At 65.0% G+C, this 20259-nt stretch carries 14 protein-coding genes; 6 read left to right on the top strand and 8 right to left on the bottom strand.

What is annotated here, in order from left to right; genetic code table 11:
• Nucleotides 1-464, bottom strand: a 464-nt coding sequence (locus tag VFJ08_RS01205; protein ID WP_324994314.1) for an FKBP-type peptidyl-prolyl cis-trans isomerase N-terminal domain-containing protein, incomplete at its 3' end; no start/stop codon positions are given.
• Nucleotides 465-548: 84 nt separating this feature from the next.
• Nucleotides 549-1760 (bottom strand): argininosuccinate synthase, encoded by a 1212-nt coding sequence (locus VFJ08_RS01200; RefSeq protein ID WP_324994312.1) that lies wholly within the window; start codon nucleotides 1758-1760, stop codon nucleotides 549-551.
• 131 nt (nucleotides 1761-1891) lie between these two features.
• On the opposite strand from VFJ08_RS01200, the gene rnt reads away from it, so the two are divergent.
• Together rnt and VFJ08_RS01190 are read left to right on the top strand one after the other, a co-directional pair.
• Nucleotides 1892-2548 (top strand): ribonuclease T, encoded by a 657-nt coding sequence (gene rnt, locus VFJ08_RS01195; RefSeq protein ID WP_324994310.1) that lies wholly within the window; start codon nucleotides 1892-1894, stop codon nucleotides 2546-2548.
• A 125-nt stretch (nucleotides 2549-2673) separates the two neighbouring features.
• Nucleotides 2674-3489 carry a lysophospholipid acyltransferase family protein gene (locus tag VFJ08_RS01190; protein ID WP_324994308.1) on the top strand — a complete coding sequence of 272 codons (816 nt, stop codon included), beginning with the start codon at nucleotides 2674-2676 and terminating at the stop codon, nucleotides 3487-3489.
• Here the strand turns inward: VFJ08_RS01190 and VFJ08_RS01185 are convergent.
• Together VFJ08_RS01185 and VFJ08_RS01180 are read right to left on the bottom strand one after the other, a co-directional pair.
• Entirely contained in the window at nucleotides 3458-4441 is a 984-nt protein-coding gene (locus VFJ08_RS01185; protein ID WP_324994306.1) for an alpha/beta fold hydrolase, read from the bottom strand. The genes VFJ08_RS01190 and VFJ08_RS01185 overlap by 32 nt on opposite strands.
• Before the next feature lie 24 nt (nucleotides 4442-4465).
• On the bottom strand, nucleotides 4466-6166 hold the full coding sequence (locus VFJ08_RS01180; RefSeq protein WP_324994304.1) for a PHA/PHB synthase family protein: 1701 nt from the start codon (nucleotides 6164-6166) through the stop codon (nucleotides 4466-4468).
• Nucleotides 6167-6244: 78 nt separating this feature from the next.
• On the opposite strand from VFJ08_RS01180, the gene VFJ08_RS01175 reads away from it, so the two are divergent.
• Nucleotides 6245-7651: a YihY/virulence factor BrkB family protein gene (locus tag VFJ08_RS01175; RefSeq protein WP_324994301.1), complete on the top strand. Its 1407-nt coding sequence runs from the start codon at nucleotides 6245-6247 to the stop codon at nucleotides 7649-7651.
• Between the two features lie 54 nt (nucleotides 7652-7705).
• A complete protein-coding gene (locus VFJ08_RS01170) occupies nucleotides 7706-9367 on the top strand; it encodes an AMP-binding protein (RefSeq protein ID WP_324994299.1) in 1662 nt (553 codons plus the stop codon).
• 271 nt (nucleotides 9368-9638) lie between these two features.
• On the opposite strand, the gene VFJ08_RS01165 is transcribed toward VFJ08_RS01170, so the two are convergent.
• The 4 genes from VFJ08_RS01165 to minC form a co-directional block, all read right to left on the bottom strand.
• A complete protein-coding gene (locus VFJ08_RS01165; RefSeq protein ID WP_324994297.1) occupies nucleotides 9639-11270 on the bottom strand; it encodes a GMC family oxidoreductase in 1632 nt (543 codons plus the stop codon).
• Nucleotides 11271-11331: 61 nt separating this feature from the next.
• Nucleotides 11332-11598 carry a cell division topological specificity factor MinE gene (gene minE, locus VFJ08_RS01160; RefSeq protein WP_324994295.1) on the bottom strand — a complete coding sequence of 89 codons (267 nt, stop codon included), beginning with the start codon at nucleotides 11596-11598 and terminating at the stop codon, nucleotides 11332-11334.
• 3 nt (nucleotides 11599-11601) lie between these two features.
• Entirely contained in the window at nucleotides 11602-12408 is an 807-nt protein-coding gene (minD, locus tag VFJ08_RS01155) for a septum site-determining protein MinD (RefSeq protein ID WP_324994293.1), read from the bottom strand.
• Between the two features lie 3 nt (nucleotides 12409-12411).
• Complete coding sequence (minC, locus tag VFJ08_RS01150; RefSeq protein ID WP_324994291.1) at nucleotides 12412-13164, bottom strand: septum site-determining protein MinC; 753 nt, start codon at nucleotides 13162-13164, stop codon at nucleotides 12412-12414.
• A gap of 186 nt (nucleotides 13165-13350) precedes the next feature.
• On the opposite strand from minC, the gene VFJ08_RS01145 reads away from it, so the two are divergent.
• Both VFJ08_RS01145 and VFJ08_RS01140 read left to right on the top strand, forming a co-directional pair.
• Nucleotides 13351-15825: an acyl-CoA dehydrogenase gene (locus VFJ08_RS01145; RefSeq protein ID WP_324994289.1), complete on the top strand. Its 2475-nt coding sequence runs from the start codon at nucleotides 13351-13353 to the stop codon at nucleotides 15823-15825.
• A gap of 500 nt (nucleotides 15826-16325) precedes the next feature.
• Nucleotides 16326-20087, top strand: a complete 3762-nt coding sequence (locus tag VFJ08_RS01140; RefSeq protein ID WP_324994287.1) for an Ig-like domain-containing protein — start codon at nucleotides 16326-16328, stop codon at nucleotides 20085-20087.
• Nucleotides 20088-20259: the final 172 nt, after the last annotated feature.

Genomic DNA, 20259 nt, shown 5'->3' with positions numbered 1-20259 from the left:
TTGTACTGCAGACCGTCATCGAGCGTCTTCACGCCGTCTTTTTTCTTGTTCTGCGCCAGGAACTTCTGGCCGGCCTCGAGGTTCGACGCGGCTTTTTTCTGCTGCTGCTTCTTCTGCGCGGCCGCCATGTCCGAGACCACGCCCTGCATGACGGTGTGTAGCTGTTTCTCGCTCAGCCGGGTCTTGGCGCCGCCCATCTCGTCACGCAGGCCCTGGGTGAGCTGATCGAGGTCCACGTCCATCGGCAGATCCTTGAGCGAATGGCCGATGTCCATGCCCAGCGCGTAGCTGCGCTTTTCCTTCTTGTCGGTGAACTGCCCGGACGAGTTGGCCTGATCGGTTTGACTCGCATTCGATCCGGACGAGCTGTTGTCGCCGCCGGACTGACTGTTGTCCGAGCTCGACTGGCTGCCGCACGCGGTCAATGCCAATGTGCAGGCAAACAGTGCAATCGTTCGTTTCATGCCGCTTATTCCTATCCGTGATGGCGCACCAAGCCTACGCGAAAGGCTTGATCAGCAAAAGAACGCGCCGGCGCGATGCACCGATCAGCGCTGGCGGTGGCCCAGACGCAGGCGCAGCGCGTTCAGGCGGATGAAACCGGCCGCGTCCTTCTGGTCGTAGGCGCCCCGGTCGTCCTCGAACGTCGCAATGGCCTCATCGAACAGACTGTCCGATGCGGATTTGCGGCCCACGATGCTGACCGATCCCTTGTAGAGCTTGACCCGCACCACGCCGTTGACGTGGGCCTGCGAGTTGTCGATCGCCGCCTGGAGCATCTCGCGCTCGGGCGAGAACCAATAGCCGTTGTAGATCAACTTGGCATAGCGCGGCATCAGCTCGTCCTTCAAGTGCGCGGCCTCGCGATCCAGGGTGATCGACTCGATCGCGCGGTGGGCTCTGAGCATGACGGTGCCGCCCGGCGTTTCGTAGCAGCCGCGCGACTTCATGCCGACATAGCGGTTTTCGACGATATCGATGCGGCCGATACCATGCGCGCCGGCGAGCTTATTGAGCCGGGCCAACACCTGGTACGGCGTGAGTTGCTCGCCGTCGACGGCTACGATATCGCCGCGCTCGTAGGTAAGCTCGATCTCCTGCGGGGCATCGGGCGCATCCTCGGGCGCCACGCTCCACTCCCACATGGACTCCTCGGCCGGCGTCCACGGATCCTCGAGCACGCCGCCTTCATAGGAGATATGCAGCGCATTGGCATCGGTGGAATACGGCGAACCGCCATCGATCTTCTTGCGGATGTCGATGCCGTTGGCCTCGGCGTAGGCCAGCAGCCGCTCGCGCGAATTCAGATCCCACTCGCGCCAGGGCGCGATCACCTTGATGCCCGGCATCAGCGCGTAGGCCGACAGCTCGAAGCGCACCTGATCGTTGCCCTTGCCGGTCGCCCCGTGCGCGATGGCGTCGGCGCCGGTCTGCCCGGCGATCTCGACCAGGCGCTTGGAGATCAGCGGGCGCGCGATCGAGGTGCCAAGCAGATACTCGCCCTCGTAGATCGCGTTGGCACGGAACATCGGATAAACGAAATCGCGCACGAACTCTTCGCGCAAATCGTCGATGAAGATTTCCTTCACCCCGAGTTGCTCGGCCTTGGGCCGGACCTCGTCGAGCTCCTCGCCCTGGCCGATATCGGCGGTGAAAGTCACCACCTCGCAATCGTAACTATCCTGGAGCCACTTCAGGATCACCGAGGTATCGAGGCCGCCGGAGTAGGCCAGCACGACCTTGCGCACATTACTGCTCATTGCTGCGGTTCGCTATCGTAAGCATTTTCAAGGGTCGGTCAGTATACAAAAAACGAGACCCCGCCGGCCCCGGCGGCCTCAGCGGCCATGCCGGCGTCAACAGGCGCGAACGCAACTGCTACCATGCGCATATGACCGACTTCCATGATGAAGCCGCGGCCCCGCCGCGGATGGCCACCCGTTTCCGCGGTTTTCTGCCGGTAGTGATCGACGTGGAGACCGGCGGCTTCAATGCCGCGACCGATGCTCTGCTGGAAATCGCCGCGGTGACGGTCGACTTCGACCAGAATGGCCAACTCGCGGTACGCGAATCGGCTTCATACCACGTCGCGCCCTTCGAGGGCGCCAATATCGAGCCGGCCTCGCTCGAGGTCAACGGCATCGATCCGCATCATCCGCTGCGCCCGGCCATTCCCGAACGCGACGCGCTCGGCCGCATCTTTTCCATGGTGCGCGAGACAATGAAGGCCGACGGCTGCAAACGGGCGGTTTTGGTCGGCCACAACGCCCATTTCGATCTTGGCTTTCTCAACGCCGCGATCGCGCGCACCGGCATCAAGCGCAGCCCGTTTCATCCTTTTTCCTGCTTCGATACGGCCACACTCGCCGGCGTGGCGCTCGGTCAGACCGTCCTGCGCCGCGCCGCGGCCGCGGCCGGCATGAGCTGGGACAACGACGCGGCGCACTCCGCGCGCTACGACACCGAGCAGACCGCACGCCTGTTCTGTACCATCGTCAACCGCTTTCAGCCTATCTTCGAAGCCATTCCGCCCGCTCCGCAGCCGTGAGACGGCCCCTAGTCCGGCCATTGGCGTCTGCCACCGGCGCTGGCTAAACTGCGCTCGCAGCACGGGCTCGACCTACCCGTCGCGTGCAGCCCTGTCGTACGTCCGAATCGGCCCCACACGCGCCTATGTCCACGACTTCGTCATTCGCCAACGATCATCCCCTGCTCGGCCGCCTCGGTCTGGGCTTCAAGGCCGTGCGCTTCGGTGGTGTGCTGCTGCTCGGCGTACTGCTGCTGCCGGCGGTGCCGCCATTGGGCCGGCGCAGCAAATATCTGATCGCCTGGTGGCTCAGGCGCATGCTGAATGCGCTGCACGTGCGCCTGGATATCGACGGCACCGTGCCCTCCGGCCCGATGCTCGTGGTCGCCAATCATTGCTCCTGGCTGGACATCCTCGTACTCGGTCAGGTGTTCAACACGGCCTTCGTGTCCAAAGCCGAGGTCGGCAAGTGGCCGCTGGTCGGCGCCTTCGCGCGAGCCGGCGGCACACTTTTTCTCCACCGCGGGCAGGGCAAGACCGGCGAGACCAGCGCCTCGATTCGCGCGATGCTCGAATCCGGGCGTTCGGTGCTGTTCTTTCCCGAGGGCACGACCACGCCCGCCCCGGAGCCGCAGCGTTTTCATGCGCGTTTGTTCGCGGCCGCGATCGACGGCGGCTACAGCATACTGCCGGTCAGCCTGCGCTACTGCGACGACACCACGCCGCCCGGCATGCACCACGCCCTGGCGCCGTGGGTGAACGAAGCCGCGCTGTGGCCGCATTTCCGCGATTTGTTCAAACTGCGCGAAATCCGGGCCGAGGTGCGGGTCTGCGCGCCGCTCGATCCACGCGGTTACGATCGCCGCAGCCTGGCCGAGGCCGCCCGCATGGCGGTCGCCCACCGCCAGGCGGTCGCCGCGGCGCGCGACCTCAGGGAGCGGAAGACGGCGGGCGCGGGATAAGCGCGCCGTTGGGGCCGAGGCCGCGGGCGGCGTAATAATCGGCGCCGTCGGTGCCGTCGTAGCGGCGCTCGTTGAGAAAACGCCGGATCACCCCGGCCGATTCGTTGGCCCGCATCAGAAGAATCAAATGCCCGCCGCCGCGCACCACATGCAGGTAGGACTTGGCAATCAGCCAATACAGAATGCGGCTGTTGACCAAGGGCACGATCGGGTCGTCGTCCCCGCCCATGATCAGCGTCGGGCAGTGAAGCCGATGCAGGCGATGCACGCTGGTCCAGCCGATGCTGGCGATCAACTGGTTCATATAGCCGCGCGTGCTCGGCCCGCTGGCATAGCGCCCGCGCCGGGTGATCAATTCCGGCCGGCGCCGCATCAGCCCGCCATACAGGCCGGCGACCGCTTCCGGCAGTGTTTCCGCGCGCTCGTAACGGCGCGCCGCGGCCAGACGTTTGAGAATGCTCGAATGCGAGGCCAGGCTGGGCCAGCCGATGGAACTCGAGGCCAGCACCAGCCGATTGACCCGGCCTGGATGATCGAGGGCGAACTGCTGGGCGAGCGCTCCGCCCCAGGACAGGCCGACGACGTTCAAGGCTTCGTCGTACCCCAGCCGCCGTAGAAACGTGGCGACCAGAGCCGCATGCCAGCCCATCCGGTGGGGCACGCTGCGCGCCGGGGAGCGCCCGGAACCCGGCATCTCGAGCGCGATGATCTCGGCCTCTTCGAGCGCATCGACAAACGGCAGCAGCATGTCGAGATTGGCGCCGATCGTATTCAGAATCAGCATCGGCCGCCCACGGCCGCGCCGGATGCCGTAACGCAGGCGCACGCCGTCGACGTCGATCCAGTCGACGTGTATCCGGGTACGCCGCCGCAGTACACTGCGTTCCGGCGGTAGCCGGCGAGCGGCGCTTATGTTGTTTTCGCTTATGCTGTTTTCTAAGGGGTTCGGCACAGGAAGTCCTCGATCCGGCCCGGATCAGCGCTGGCGTACATAACGGCCCGGAGCGGCCTCGATCGGCTCGAAATCGTCATTGCCGAACACGTCGGGTGCGGCCACTTCGGGGCCGCCGTGCTCGCGGCACCAGTCGATCCAGGCCGGCCACCAGGATTCTCGAACCGCGCGGGCGCCGCGCCGCCAGTCCACCGGATCGAGGTCGTGATCGTCGTTGACCCAGAACTCCCGCGCGGCGCCCGGTGGGCAGAGCACAGCCTGCGCATGGCCGCCGGCGCCGAGAATAAAACGCCGCTTGCCGTGAAACATCTGCAGCGAGCGGTAGCAGGCCTGCCACGGCGCAATATGATCGGCCGCGCCGGCGACGACGAACACGTCCTGTTCGACCGTCGACAGATCCACCGCGCCGCCGGGCAGGCGGAGCCCATCGGCCGCGGGTAATCGATCGCCGCGGTAGATACCGAGCAGATCGGCGTGCAGGCGCGCCGGCAGCCGCGTGGTATCGCTGTTCCAGTACAGGATGTCCGAGGCCGGCGGCGGCTGGCCCAGAACATAGTTGTGGGTCACGAAACGCCAGATCAGGGCATCCGGACGTTGCCAGGCAAAAGCGCGCGCCATCGCCGCCCCGTCCAGAACGCCGTCGGCCGCCGAACGCGACAACGCGCGGGCGATGGTCTCGTCGTTGCCGGCGGGCACGTCCGCGAGGCCGCGCGGGGATTCGAGCAGGGTGACGAAAAGCGTCAGGCAGGCCACGCGTTCACCGCGCCCGAGCGCGGCACAGCGCGCCGCCGCGGCCACCGCGGTCAGCCCGCCGGCGCAGGCGCCGGCGAGCTTGACCGGCCGCTGCCCGGCGACGCGCCAGACGATATCGATCGCCTGGACGAGCGTGTCGACGTAATCGCTCAGGCCCCATCGACGCTGGGCCGCGGTGGGATTGCGCCACGACACGGCGAACACCTGTTGCCCCATCGTCAGGGCGTAGCGCGCCAAGCTGTTCTCGCGGCTCAGGTCGAAGATGTAGTACTTGTTGATCTGGGGCCCAACGAGCAGGATCGGCGCCGCGTCGACGCGGGGGGTATGCGGGGTGTACTGGATGAGTTCGCAGATGTCGTCGCGATAGATCACCGCCCCCGGCGTGGCCGCGATGTTGGCGCCGATGGCAAAAGCCGCGGCGTCGACCTGGCGCGGCAGCCCCGGCTGGTCCCGCAGATCGCGCAGCAACTGATAAAGCCCGGTCATCGCGGAACGCCCGCGCGTGCTCACGAGGTTCTCGTAGAAGCCCGGATGGGTGAGAAACAAATTCGCCGGCGACAAGCCCGCGATCAGATGCTCGATCGCGAACGACAACTGACGCCGGCGGGTCTCCGCCAGACCAGCCACGCCGACCAGATCGCGCAGCGCCTCGGCCAGCGCGAGATAGACGCCGGCTATCCGGCCGAACACCGGGCTTGCCCGCCATGCCGGATGCGCAAAGCGCAGATCGTCCGGCGACGGCCGAAAACCGCCGCGGGCGAACAGTGCCAGGGCCAGGCGCGACAACAATCTCGCCTCGATGCGCAGCGCCAGCGCCGGATGCCGGGCCAGAAGCCCGAGCACATCGCCTGCGGCCCGGCCGATGTCGGGCCAGCGGACATCGGCGGTGGCGCAGATGCCCGGCACTTCGCCGGCAAGCGGGCCGCGATTCACGCGTTCGGCCGGATCCGAGACTCCGGTTGGGTGGTTCACGCCGCCTCCTGTGGTATCGAGCCGTCGACCACGATTGATGGTTACAATGACCTTACGCGTTTTTCAAGCGAGTGATGCATGGCATTGATTGGGGGTGTGGGTAAACGCTTCGACACCGTAGTCTGGGGGCCCGAGCTCGAACGTCTCCGCGGCCCGCGCCGCTGGTTTCTGGTGGCGCTGCGCATCGTGCTCACTCTGATCGAGGATTTCCGTAACGGCGAGATCACCATGCGCGCCATGGGGCTGGTCTACACCACGCTGGTTTCGCTGGTGCCGCTGCTCGCGCTGGCGTTCTCGCTGCTCAAGGCGTTCGGCGCGGACAACTCGCTGCGCCCGGTGCTGGAGCGTTTTCTGGCCCCGCTCGGTGGCGGTAGCGATCAAATCATCGACAAGATCGTGGGTTTCGTCCAGAACGTCCAGGTCGGCGTATTGGGCGCGATCGGCGTGGTCACGCTGATCTATTCGGTGATCTCGCTGATCCAGAAGGTCGAGGCCGGCTGCAACTATATCTGGCACGTGCGCAAACCGCGCTCGATCGGCCGCCGCGTGACCGAGTACCTCAGCGTGCTGGTCGCCGGCCCGCTGGTCATTCTCGCCGCGGCCAGCATGACCGCGACCATAACCAACAACAGCACGGTGGCCTGGCTCACCTCGATCGAGCCGTTCGGCTCCGCACTCTACCTGGGCGGACGCATCCTGCCCTACGTGCTCTACGGCATCGGCTTCACGCTGCTGTTCAAGTTCATACCCAACACGCAAGTACGCGTGCTCCCGGCACTGGGCGGCGGCATCTTTTCGGGTGTGCTATGGCAGACGGCGAGCCTCGGCTTCGCCGTGTTCGCCAAGAGCGCCGGCAACGTCAACGCCATCTATTCCAGCTTCGCCATCCTGATCCTGCTGCTGATCTGGCTGTACGTGTCGTGGATGATCCTGCTGCTCGGCTGTCGCGTGGCCTTTTTACTCCAGCACAACGAACGGCTCACCCGGGGCCATTATCCGCCGCGGCTCGGGGCCGCCGAGCGCGAGCGCCTGGCCCTGCTGATCACCGCGCTCGTGGCCGCTCGCTTTATCCGTGGCGACCGGCCGTGGACCGTCGCCGGCCTCGCCCATACCTTGCGCGCCGCGCCGGATCATATTCAGGACATCGCCGATCAACTCGTGGCCGGCGATCTGCTGGTGGAGATCGGCGATATCGGCACCCCGCTGCTGCCGCGGCGCGATATTGCGGAAGTCCGGCTGCTCCGCGTGCTCGATATCGTGCGCGCCGGGGAAGCGGCCGCGCGCGCGGCGCCGCGCGATCTATCCGTCGCCCGGGCGGTCGACGCGCTGGCCGAAGACGTCGAGCACGCCAGGCGCAAAGTCTATGCCGAACGTTCGCTGCGCGATCTGGCCCTCGCTCTGCGCGCCGAGCGCGAGACCACGGACCGACAACTGCCGGACGCGAGCCGACCTTTCGCCCATGCGACGGACCGGCATCAGGTATGACACCATGAAAACCGCCGGTACGCGCCAACGACAACGGTTGTCAGAGGAGAGACCGTGAACAAGAACTGGCTAGAACAATATCCGGACGGGGTGCCCGCCGAGATCCGGCTCGACGACGAGCGCACGCTGGTCGACGTGATCGAAAACAGCTGCCGCGAGTTCGGCGGCGCGCCCGCCTTCTCGAACATGGATGTCGAGATGAGCTACACCGAGCTGGAGGCGCAATCACGGCATTTCGCGGCTTATCTGCAACATGAGCTCGGGTTTTCCAAGGGCGATCGCGTCGCGATCATGATGCCCAATCTACTGCAATATCCAATCGCGCTGTTCGGCATTCTTCGCGCCGGGATGGTGGCGGTCAACGTCAACCCGCTGTATACCGCGCGCGAACTCGAGCACCAGCTTTCCGATGCCGGGGCGCGGGCGATCGTGATCGTGGAGAACTTCGCGGCCACGCTGGAAAAGGTGATCGACAAGGTGCCGCTGGAAACGGTCATCACCACCCAGATCGGCGACTGCCTGCCGGCGATCAAGCGCACGATCGTCAATTTTGCGGTCAAGCACGTCAAGCGCATGGTGCCCGCCTTCCAGCTACCCGGCGCGATCGCGTTGACCACCGCGCTCGCCGACGGCGCCAAGCAGTCGATGAAGCCGGTCGAGGTCGAGCCCGGCGACATCGCGTTTCTACAGTACACCGGCGGCACCACCGGCCTGGCCAAGGGCGCGATCCTCACGCACCGCAACATGGTCGCCAACATCGAACAGGCTCAGGCCTGGCTCGACCCTTGGACCGAGAAGGGCCGCGAACTGATCATCACGCCGCTGCCGCTGTATCACGTGTTCGCATTGATGGCGAACTGCCTGGTGTTTCTCCAGCAAGGCGGCAAGAACGTGCTGATCACCAATCCGCGCGACATCCCGGCCCTGGTCAAGGAGTTCGGCAAGCACAAGCCGAGCGCTTTCACCGGTGTGAACACGCTGTTCAACGCGCTGGTGAACAACGACGACTTCGCCAAGCTCGATTTCTCGAATCTCAAGATCACGCTGGGCGGCGGCGCCGCCGTACAGAAGGCCGTGGCCGAAAAATGGCAGAAGATCACGGGCGTGCCGCTGATCGAGGCCTATGGTCTGACCGAAGCCTCGCCGGCGGTCTCGATCAACCCGCTCGACCTGGAACGCTACAACGGCTCGATCGGCGTGCCGATCCCGTCGACGGACATTTCCATCCGCGACGAAAACGGCGCCGAGGTCGAACCCGGCCAGCCCGGCGAGCTTTGTGTCCACGGCCCGCAGGTCATGGCCGGCTACTGGAACAAACCGGAGGAGAACGACAAGACGTTCTTCGCCGACGGCTACCTGCGTACCGGCGATATCGCCCAGTTCGACGACAACGGGTTCCTCTATATCGTCGACCGCAAGAAGGACATGATTCTGGTCTCCGGCTTCAACGTCTATCCCAACGAGATCGAGGACATCGTCGCCTCCCATCCGAAAGTGATGGAGGCCGCCTGCGTGGGCGTCGAGGACGAGAAATCCGGCGAAGTGGTCAAAGTGTTCGTGGTCAAGCGCGACCCCAGCCTGACCGAGGACGAGCTCATCGAGTTCTGCCGCCAGGAGCTCACCGGCTACAAGGTGCCCAAGCAGGTCGTGTTCATCGACGAACTGCCGAAATCCAACGTCGGCAAGATCCTGCGCAAGGAACTGCGCGACGGGTAACGCCATGCTGAATCGCGAATAATACCAACCCTCATAAAGATTGATCGATCTTCATGAAGTCATAATTCATCCGCAAATGAACGCCAATAAACGCGAATGAAAGCTAATTTTCTTTATTTTGTGTGCATCGGCGTTTATTTATCAACACGCCACGGCTTGCCGCGGGCACCTTGGCAATGGGGTTCCCAAAGGGGAGAAGCGCTAGCTCTCCCCTTTGGTCGCCCGCGCGGGTTCATACCGCGCGGGCGAAAGACATTTGATCGGCGGGCTGTTATCGATCGGCCCGGTCGGCGATGATCATGTCGGCCGCTTTCTCCGCGATCGCGGTGGTGGGCGCATTGGTATTGCCGCCGACGATGCTCGGCATGATCGAGGCATCGACCACGCGCAATGCTGCCAGCCCGTGCACCCGCAGGCGCTCGTCGACCACGGAGTCCCCGCCTTGGCCCATCTTGCAGGTGCCGACCGGGTGGTAGATGGTCTCGGCGCGGCGCCGGATGTAGTTCTCGATCGCCGCATCGTCGACGATATCCTCGCCGGGTTCGAGTTCGGCCTCGCGGTGTTCGGCCAGCGGCGGGGCGCGCATGATGCGCCGGCCGATTTTCACCGCCTTGACCAGCTGCGCCAGATCGCGCGGGTCGGCCAGATAGTTCGGATCGATATACGGCTCGGCCTTTGGATCGGCGCTGGTCAGGCCGATATGCCCGCGCGACTTCGGCCGCAGATCGCAGATACGCAACGTATAGCCATGGTAGCGGATGGTATTGCGCAACCGATGGCCATGATCCTGTTCGATCGTGGGGATGAAGTGCAGTTGCAGGTCGCCGAGGTCGGGGTTGTCGGTACTGCTGACGAAACCGCCGGATTCGGCTATGTTGCTGGTCAGCCAGCCGCGGCCGTGGCGTAGATAGCCCCAGAGCGCGATCGGCGCGTCGACGAAGATAAACTTGGCGCCCAGCCGCAGGCTGAGCGTGGTCCGCTCACGCTCGATCACGCTGATATCGAGATGATCCTGCAGATTGCGCCCGACGCCCAGCAGTTCGTGATGCAGGCGAATGCCATGCGGTTCGATCGCCTCGCGCGGGCCGACGCCGGACAGCAGCAACAGCTGCGGCGTGTTGATCGCGCCGCCGCAGAGCAGGACTTCGCGGCGCGCGCGTATCGTGCGTTCGCCGCCGAACCGGCCCTTGCGGTAAACCACGCCGACGGCGCGCCGCCCTTCGAAAATCACGCGATTCGCCCGCACGCGGGTGATCACGGTGAGGTTGGCCCGATCGGCGACCGGGTGCAAAAAGGCATCCGCGTTCGAACAACGACGCCCATTGTTCTGAGCCACGTGGTAGCGCCCGACGCCGACGTCGGTGGCGCCGCTGAAGTCGTCGTTGCGCCGATAGCCACAGGCCTCGGCCGCGGCGATAAATTTCTCGTTGAGCGGATTGTCGTGGCGACCCCGGCTGACGCGATAGCCACCGGCATCGCCGTGGTATTCGTTCGCGCCGCCCTCGAAGCCTTCCGACTTGCGGAAATAACCGAGCATGTCGCGATAGCCCCAGCCGTCGTTGCCGTCGGCGGCCCAACGTTCATAGTCGGCCGCGCCGCCGCGCGTGTAGCACATGGCATTGACCGCGCTCGACCCGCCGAGCGTCTTGCCGCGCGGCCAGAACAGCCGGCGGTTGGCCAGCCGCGTCTGGGGCGCGGTGTAGTAGGCCCAGTTGAACATCTTCGACCGCATCAGGCCGATGATGCCGATCGGAATATGCAGGAGCGGGTTCCAATCCCGCGGGCCGGCCTCCAGCACCGCGACCGACACGCTGTCGTCGGCCGACAGACGATTAGCCAGCACGCACCCGGCGGAGCCGCCGCCGACGATCACATAGTCGTAGACCTGTTCTCGCTCGGCCACGGCGACTCCTTGTTCAAATCACGGGGTTCCCCTATAGGTTTAGCGGTAATCGCGCCATCGATCAATGTCTGGCTTCGGGCAGCGTGATGTTGAGTTCGAGCACTTCCAGATCGCCCTCGCGCTCGATTTCCATCTGTACCGCGTCTTCGCCGACTTCGACGTACTTGCGCAACACCGCGAGCAGATCCTGCTGAAGCTGCGGGAAATAGGCCGGCTGATCCCCCCGTCCGGTACGCCGATGGGCGACCACGACTTGCAGCCGCTCCTTGGCCAGCTTGGCCGAAGGATTCTTCTTCTCGGAAGAACGGAAAACGTCTAGCCAACCCATGGTTTATCTCCCCATCAGTCGGTCGAAGAAGCCTTTCCTGGCCTGCGTGAAACGCAGCGGCCGGTCCTCGCCCAAAAAGCGCGCCACCATGTCCATGTACGCGCCGCCGGCGTCGGCATTATTCTCCAGCACCACCGGCATGCCGGAGTTGGAGGCGTTGAGCACGGTTTCGGATTCGGGCACCACGCCCAGCAACGGGATGGCCAGGATATCGCCGATATCGTCCAGCGAGAGCATCTCGCCCTTGCCCACACGGCTCGGCGCATAGCGCGTGACCACGAGATGTTCCTTGACCGGCTCGGCGCCTTCCATCGAACGCTTGGTCTTGGACGACAGCATGCCCAGCACGCGGTCGGAATCGCGCACGGAAGAGACTTCCGGATTGGTCACGATCACCGCCTCGTCGGCGAAGTGCATCGCCATCAGCGCGCCCTTCTCGATACCGGCCGGCGAATCGCAGACGATATACTCGAAATCCTCGGCTAGCTTGTTCAGCGTGCGCTCGACGCCTTCCTCGTTGAGCGCGTCCTTGTCGCGCGTCTGCGAGGCGGCGAGGATCGACAGATTGTCGATCCGCTTGTCGCGGATCAGCGCCTGCTTGAGATTGGCTTCGCCGTTGATCACGTTGACGAAGTCGAACACCACACGGCGCTCGCACCCCATGATGAGATCGAGGTTGCGCAAGCCGACGTCGAAGTCGATCACGACCGTTTTGTGCCCCCGCATGGCAAGGCCGGCGGCGAACGACGCCGAGGTTGTGGTCTTGCCGACCCCGCCCTTGCCCGACGTGACTACGATGATCTTGGCCACTGATTACTCCTGAAGTTCGATCAGCAAATTGTCATTCTCCAGCCGGACCTGGACCGGCCTGGAACGCACCCCCTCGTCCATCGCGTCGGCGACCTTGTAACAGCCGGCGATCGCGACCAGATCCGGTTCGAAACGCTTGCAGTAGATGCGGGCTTGCGCGTCGCCCGAAGCCCCCGCCAATGCCCGGCCGCGCAGCGCGCCATAGACATGAATATGCCCGTCGGCCAGTACTTCCGCGCCTTCGGAGACCGAGGTCGCGATCACCAGATCGCCGCCGCGCGCGTAGATCTGCTGGCCGGAGCGAATCGGCTTGGTGATCAGGCGCGTCGGCGTGCGGGACGGCGCTTCCGGCTCGGGCGCGGCGGCCGGTCGGCTTTTAGGCGCCGGTTTTCGCGGCTTGCGTTCGGACCCGGCATCGGGCTCGGGGACGCTGGCCGAGCGCGCCGGCGAGGTGATGACACCCAAACCGGCCGCGCGGGCCGCTTCGGCGGCGGCCTCGGAGGGGTCGAGCACGCCCACGACGACCAGATCGGCGGCAGTCATAATTTCGGCCACGCGCGCCAGGTCCGGAATCTGTTCGGGCAGCGATAGCAGCACCGGAAGGCGGGTGAAAAAACCCGGCGCGCGCGCCAGCTGTTCATCCACCAGGGTCGCAATTTGGTCGCAGTCGGCTTCCCGGATCTCGAGGACGGTGAGCGTCATCATCCGGCCCTTGAAAACAACGCCGGAATCCGAGGTGGTCTTGGTTTGCGCCATGCCCGAGTCGTGTTGGCTAAAGCGGCGAGTCTAGCACGCTGATCGAGCCCGACATCCTGCATTTTTACGGCCCGGTGGCGTACATTGACGCGGCGCTTAAATAATTGAGTTGCACCGCCCGCCGGCGCGTGCCTATGCTCGGAAAACAATGATTTTCGCAACGCCGGGAACGGTGCAGGGGCTGTCATGATCGCGCTGTTGTGGTTCGTCATATTCATTGCCGTATTCATCGCGTTGGCCTATGTACGCGCCGGGCTGCGCACCACGACCGTCGCGATCGGCGTGCTGTTGGCGATTTGCACCGGCACGAGCACCGGCGCGCCGGTCGCCTTCATTTTGTGGCTGGTCTTTGTCGGCGTCTTCGCCACGCTCAATATCGGCGCGCTGCGTAAACCCTTACTCACCCGGCCCGCGCTCAAGCTGTTCCGTGGCGTGCTGCCCACGCTCTCGGCGACCGAGCGCACCGCGCTCGACGCCGGCACGGTCTGGTGGGAGGGCGAGCTGTTCTCGGGCCGGCCCAATTGGCGGCGGCTCGAAGAACTGCCGCCGGCGCGGCTGTCGGAGGAGGAGCAGGCCTTTCTGGACGGGCCGGTCCAGACCCTGCTCGACCTATGCGACGAATGGCGGATCACGCACGAGGACGCCGACCTGCCGCATGATGCCTGGCAATACATCAAGGACAACAAATTCTGGGGCATGATCATCCCCAAACGCTACGGCGGCCTGGAATTCTCGGCCTATGCCCATTCCTGTGTGCTGGCCAAGGTGGGCTCCGGCCCGGCCGGCGGCACCGTCGGCCCGGTGGTGGCCGTGCCGAATTCGCTCGGCCCCGCCGAACTGCTCATGCACTACGGCACCGAGGAGCAACGCGATCACTACCTGCCGCGGCTGGCCGCCGGCGAGGAAATTCCGTGCTTCGGCCTGACCAGCCCGTTCGCCGGCTCCGATGCGGGCGCGATCCCGGATCGCGGCGTGGTCTGCCGCGGCCAGTGGCGCGGCGAGGACGTTCTCGGCATGAAGCTGACCTGGGACAAGCGCTACATCACGCTCGCCCCGATCGCCACCGTGCTCGGCCTCGCCTTCAAGATGTACGACCCGGACGGCCTGCTCGGCGGCGAGACCGAGTTGGGCGTGACCTGCGCGCTGATCCCGACCGATACCCCCGGCTGTCACATCGGGCGCCGACACTTCCCGGCCAGCGCGCCGTTCCAGAACGGCCCGACCCGGGGCACCGACGTGTTCGTGCCGCTGGACATGATCATCGGCGGGCGCGAGATGATCGGCCAGGGCTGGCGCATGCTGATGGAATGTCTGTCGGTCGGGCGCTCGATCTCGCTGCCCTCCGGTTCGACGGGCGACGCGATCTGTAATACGCGGCTGACCGGCGCCTACGCGGTCACGCGTCGGCAGTTCAATATATCCATCGGCGAATTCGAGGGCGTGGCCGAAGCGCTGGCGCGTATCGGCGGCAAGACTTATGCCTGCGAATCGGTGCGCCGCTTTACCGCCAACGCGGTGGATCTGGGCGAAAAGCCCTCGGTCGCCTCGGCGATCGCCAAATACCACGTCACCACGCTGGCCCAGGAAGTCGCCAAGGATGCGATGGACGTGCACGCCGGCAAGGCGGTCATGCTCGGCCCGTCCAACCCCGTGGCGCGCAGTTTCCAGGCCGCGCCGGTCAATATCACCGTCGAGGGCGCCAATATTTTGACCCGCTCGATGATGATCTACGGCCAGGGCGCGATCCGCTGCCATCCCTATGTGCTCGACGAGATCGAGGCCGCCAACAATCGCGACCAAAGCGCGGCGCTCAATGCCTTCGACAACCTGCTCTATCGCCATGTCGGCCACGATCTGGCGGCGGCGGCGCGTTCGCTGGTCATGGGGTTCACCGGCGGCCTGGGTTCGGCGGCCGGCCGCACCGGTCAACTCGCCCCTTATTACCGCGCGATGAACCGCTATTCGGCGAATTTGGCGCTGATCTCGGACGTGGCGATGGCCACGCTCGGCGGCACGCTCAAATTCCGCGAATCGCAGTCGGCCCGGCTCGGCGACGTGCTGTCCCATCTGTATATCGCCAGCGCGACCCTCAAGCGGTTCGTCGAAGACGGCGAACACACCGAGGATCTGCCGCTGGTGGCTTGGGTCTGCGAAAACGCCTTTGCCGAAATCGAGGCCGCGCTGGCCGGCGTGCTGCGCCATCTGCCTGGGCGCGCGGCGGCCCTGGCCGCCGGCGCGCTGATTTTCCCGCTGGGCCGCACCGCACGCGCGCCGAGCGACGGCCTGGGGCGCCGCATCGCGCGTCTGGTGCAAACCCCCGGCGCGGCGCGCGACCGGCTCACGCCGCGTTGCTATATCTCCGAGACCCGAACCGACACCGCGCTCGCCCTGTTCGAGCGCGCGATGGCCGCCACGCTTGCAACCGCCGACCTGCACAAGAGCGTGGTCAAGGCGCGCAAGGCCGGCGCCATCGATGCCGATCATCCGCGCGACCAGATCGATCAGGCCGAATACAATGGTGTGCTCGACGCGGCCGAGGCAACGCGACTACGCGAGGCCTTCGAGCTGCAGATGGCCGTGATCCACGTCGATGATTTCGATCCGGACGAAATGCGTTCGCGGGTCAGGAAAGCGGCGTCCGACCGAGCGAGCGCCGCCTGAGCCGGCCGCACGTCGGCCGTTCGGCGCCGCTCATGCCATTGGCGGGTGTACGGCGGCCACTAAAACGAATCAAATGTCTTTCGACCGCGCGGTCGACCCACGGGGAGAGCTCTCCCCTTTGGGAACCCTATTGCTAAGGTGTCCGCGGCAAGCCGCGAGGTATTGGTTAAAAGAAACATTGATTACCAAGAATCGATCCCTTGCGCGATCAGGCCGCTTCAGAGCGCCTGAAACCGGGGCTAATACCAAGGTATGAATCATAGTTTTGGCAGCGCTTTAGGCTGCGCGAAAACGCGGATCGGCCGATCAAAGGCCCGCGCCGCAAGCACTTTCGGGGAAATGTATTCGATGCCGCTCCGGCCGTTCGAGTATCGCCGCCGGCCGCGGTAGTTGCGGCTATAGCGCGATTTCAAACGGTTCGCTAGGCTCGACCACGCGTGATTCTAAAAATATGACGTGTCGCATTGCGCCGAACACGTCTTGCTTCAAGGGAGAATATCGTGCAGAAGAAGCGACTTACCGGGGCGCCGGGCGCCGCGCAGGGCGGCATGTTTCGTCCAAAGGCAATCGGGGGATTTGCCCGAAGCGGCGTTCATTGGGGTCGCGGCGTGGGCGTATCGCTGGTGCTGGCGGCCATCGCCACGTCCATGACCGCCTGCAGCAGCGGCAGTGGCGGGGATAACGGGGTTCCCGACCAGCCGCAGGCATCCGGCTCGGTCTTCGCCTATCCCTACAACGGGCAGCAGGACGTCACGCTCAACAGCCAGATCGTGGTCAAATTCGAACACGGGCTATCGAGTGATGCCAACAAAGCGCTGGCGTTACGCGCGGGTTCGGCCACGGCCGACAACGCGGCGGCCACCGTCAGCGCCGACAGCGACAGCTCGGACGCGCAGGCCGGCATTCTGACCATCACGCCCGCGGGCGATTTGAAGCCGAACACGACGTACTACATCGTCGCGACACAAAATATCGCCGATAGCGCCTACGGCAAGGGCGACACGATCACCCAATTCACCACCGGCCCCGCCCCGGGCCGCCCGGCCGATACCGACCGGCTCCAAGTCGTGGAAACCACGCCGGGCAACGTCAATCCGGTAACCCACGACCGGAGCGTCTTCACCCAGTTCAATTCGGTGCATGTGGTTTTCTCCGAGCCGGTCGACGCCTCGACCGTGGTCGCGGGCAACACCTTCAAGTTCACCAATGCCAACGGCGACGAAATTCCGGGCCGGCTGACCGTGATCGGTCACGAGCTGACCTTCGACCCGGCCAAGGATCTCGCACCCGGCAAATACAAGCTTTCGCTCACCGACGGAGTCATCTCCGAATTCGGCAAGGCGCTCGACGCCTACAGCGAAACCAAGACCGTGCTCGACGCCGGCCGTATGGCAGTCGAGAACACCATCGTTACGCCGTCCGCCGACGATGTCGACGCGCTGCCCGACAATGCGCTGGATGGCGGCCCGATCAACCTGGTTAGTATTTCCAACCAATTGATCGGCCAGAACAAGCTACCGGCGATGAATAGCCCCGCGCGCCAGGGCGTGCAGACCGTATTAGCCCAGCCGGGTATGGACGGCTTCGGCGATGTGCTGCCGGCCACCATCCGCGCCGGCCAGAAGTTCCAGCTCACGCCGCTGTCGCTACGCCTGAACGGCGACGTGCCGACGCCGATCAAGAGCGGCCCGATCCAGGTCCAGTTTGCAAGCGACGCGAACGTTTACCTGATGGCCAACGATCTGAGCAATGTCACCGTGCCAACGGCAGTTCGGCTGCGCTTCGACCTGGCGATCAGCACGCTGATCGAGAGCGGCACCGATCAGGCAACCACGCTGATTCAATCGCTGGCCGACGGCGTGTTCAACCAGAGCGTGCTCAATATCCAGGCCGCCGGGCTCGCGATTCCGCAGGACAACGGCGACCTCAAGATCGATACGCTCGGCACCTTTTCGATCCTGGTGAACCGCACCGATCACGCCACGGTCGATTTCGAGCTCAGCCTGACCCTGCCGGGCGGCGACCAGACACCGGTCCAGAAGGACAAGACCGCGCCGTACCTGGTGGCCCAGTCGCCGAGCGCTTGTCTGTATACCTTCGGCACGCCGGCCTACAACCCCGCTTATTCACAGTACGGCGCGGCGCCGACCGCCTTGCCGGAAAAAGCCTGTTTGCAGACGCTGGCCCAGGGTAACGCGCTGGATACCCAGTCCGGCATCAACAATTTCCCGATCGAAGCCAACCCGGCCATCGTGTTCAGCGAGCCGGTCGACCCGGCCACGATCAACGACAACAGCATCCAACTGTCGTATACCGCGGGCGGCGCCAGCGGCAGCACGCCGGTGACCTTCTCCGTGGACGGCTCGTCGGTAATCATCGATCCGACCGAGTTACTCGAGCCCAATGCCCGGTACACGATCACCCTGGGCAACGGCGAGAGCATCAAGGACGTGGCCGGCAACGCTCTGGTTGACAGCCCGACCGGCATCGGCCCGACCCGGACCATCGGCTTCACCACCGAACCCCTGGTCGACAACAATCCGGCCCCGCCGATCCTCGGCGAGCTGACGCCGGGCGTGCCGTGCGCGCTTACCGGCGGCGACTTCAACAGCGGCGGCGACACCGCCGGCCAATGCGTGGGCGATGCCGGCAACGGCACCACCAACCCGCTGGCCGTGTTCACCAGTCCCGCCAACGTGCCCGTGACCGCGACATTTTCGAAGTTCGTGGCCAAGGACTCGATCGTGCTGGCCGACGGCTGTCTGAGCGGCGGCGGCGACGCCAACGAAGTTGCCGGCGCCACCGTGGCTCTGGAGCGTGTCGACGGCAGCGGGCAATGCATGGGCACCCCGGCCGCCGCGATCGCCTTCGCCAACCGCGACGGCGACACCACACGCGGCTTCTCCATCCGTCCGGTGCATAATCTGACGGTCGGCGACCGTTATCAGATCGTGATCTGCGGCACCGACAACTCGGCCTGTTCGAGCACCATCGTCGATACCGAAGGCCGCGCGCTGAACACCGACCCGCTCAACGGCAGCGGCTCGACAGACATCAGCGATCCCGATACGGTCGCGGGTGGTCCGGATATCCGGATGCCGTTCGACGTGGTCGAGGCCAGCCAGAACTACTATACGGATCAGTTCACCCTGCCGGCGACCGACACCAACGGCAACGGCCGCTTCGACGACGCCAACGGCGACGGCGCCTATACTCCGGGCGACGCCGACGAACGGCCGCAGCCGGGCAACCGGTCGCTGGTCCAGCTCACGTCCTCTTTCCTGGGCAATTCGCTCGCGATCGATAACCCGAACCGCAGCGACGGCCGCTATCCGGCTTATCTATCGCTGACCCGCCCGATCGCGATCGGAAAAACGCTCGATGACTGCAGCGCGGTCTCGAACGTGGTGAGCGACAGTGGCGATTCGGTGGTCGGCGCCGCGCCGAGCCAGTGCATCCGGGTCGCCCTACTGCCCGGCGGACAAACCGGGTTGACCAGCATCAAAATCAGCAGCCAGACGCTGGTCAATTCGCTTAGCGGTCCGCTGAACAGCACCTTGAGCGGCGCGGTCACGCCGATCGTCGATGCGCTTTCGCAGGCGGCAGCGCAAAGCCCGCTGGGTCAGAACACGCCGCTGGGGCAAGTGCCCGGTATCTCGGATATCCTGGGCGGCCTGGCCGGCCTGCCCAATATCCCGGGGCTGACCGATACGATCGGCAGCCTGCTGAATCCGGCGGATCCAAACAACACGATCGGCACCGCGTTGAATGGGCTCAACAACCTGCCCGGCGCCACGCAGGTGCTCGGCGGCTTGCTAAGTTCGGCCGGCATCGACCCGGCCAGCGCTTATCCGCTGCAGACCGGTCGTGTACTCCTGCGATTCCCGAATATGGAAGACGACAACGGCGGCGATGCCGGTAACCAGTCGGGCTATATCGTGCCGGAGTGCCAAGGCAGCCTAAACGGTACAAGCTATGACTTCTCGCCCTGCTTCGTCGCCTCGTTGCGACTCATCGCGAATGCGCCGGACGGCCAGGGTCTGGCCCTCGACCAACAGGAACTGAAGGTGAACGTCGTCGGACCCGTGACCTTTGAGCAGAATGGGCGTCTGGTGATCTCGCTGCGCAACGCCAACACCTTCGCGCTCAATGCCACGGCTCTTGGGCTGCTACCCGCCCAAGCCACCGTCGGCCCGGGTGGACTGACCTATCAGCTGGTCGGCAACGCCGTTCACGGGGGACGCGCTTATCCAGAGCGCTGATCGGCCGTCAAACGCTCCGGCCGGTGAGACGGCCGGAGCCTGTTCGGAATATGACTGATAAACATAAGACAGGAGCAAGGGAGATGACGCGTCACCACTCGCCGACCGCAAGATCGGCCGCCCGCATGGGGTGCGGGCTCGCGCTGGGGGCCCTGGCGCTCGGCCTGGTGTC

Origin of the sequence: Salinisphaera sp. (genome assembly GCF_035690525.1) — a bacterium.
Taxonomy (GTDB): Bacteria; Pseudomonadota; Gammaproteobacteria; order Nevskiales; family Salinisphaeraceae; genus Salinisphaera.
This window is presented reverse-complemented; position numbering and strand designations above follow the sequence as displayed.

What these genes read in the sequence shown, in the direction of transcription:
- VFJ08_RS01175 (WP_324994301.1), top strand. Translation starts at nt 6,245, where the DNA reads ATGGCATTGATTGGGGGTGTGGGTAAACGCTTCGACACCGTAGTCTGG.
- minC (WP_324994291.1), bottom strand. Translation starts at nt 13,164, where the DNA reads ATGGCGCAAACCAAGACCACCTCGGATTCCGGCGTTGTTTTCAAGGGC.
- VFJ08_RS01190 (WP_324994308.1), top strand. Translation starts at nt 2,674, where the DNA reads ATGTCCACGACTTCGTCATTCGCCAACGATCATCCCCTGCTCGGCCGC.
- VFJ08_RS01200 (WP_324994312.1), bottom strand. Translation starts at nt 1,760, where the DNA reads ATGAGCAGTAATGTGCGCAAGGTCGTGCTGGCCTACTCCGGCGGCCTC.
- minE (WP_324994295.1), bottom strand. Translation starts at nt 11,598, where the DNA reads ATGGGTTGGCTAGACGTTTTCCGTTCTTCCGAGAAGAAGAATCCTTCG.
- VFJ08_RS01145 (WP_324994289.1), top strand. Translation starts at nt 13,351, where the DNA reads ATGATCGCGCTGTTGTGGTTCGTCATATTCATTGCCGTATTCATCGCG.
- rnt (WP_324994310.1), top strand. Translation starts at nt 1,892, where the DNA reads ATGACCGACTTCCATGATGAAGCCGCGGCCCCGCCGCGGATGGCCACC.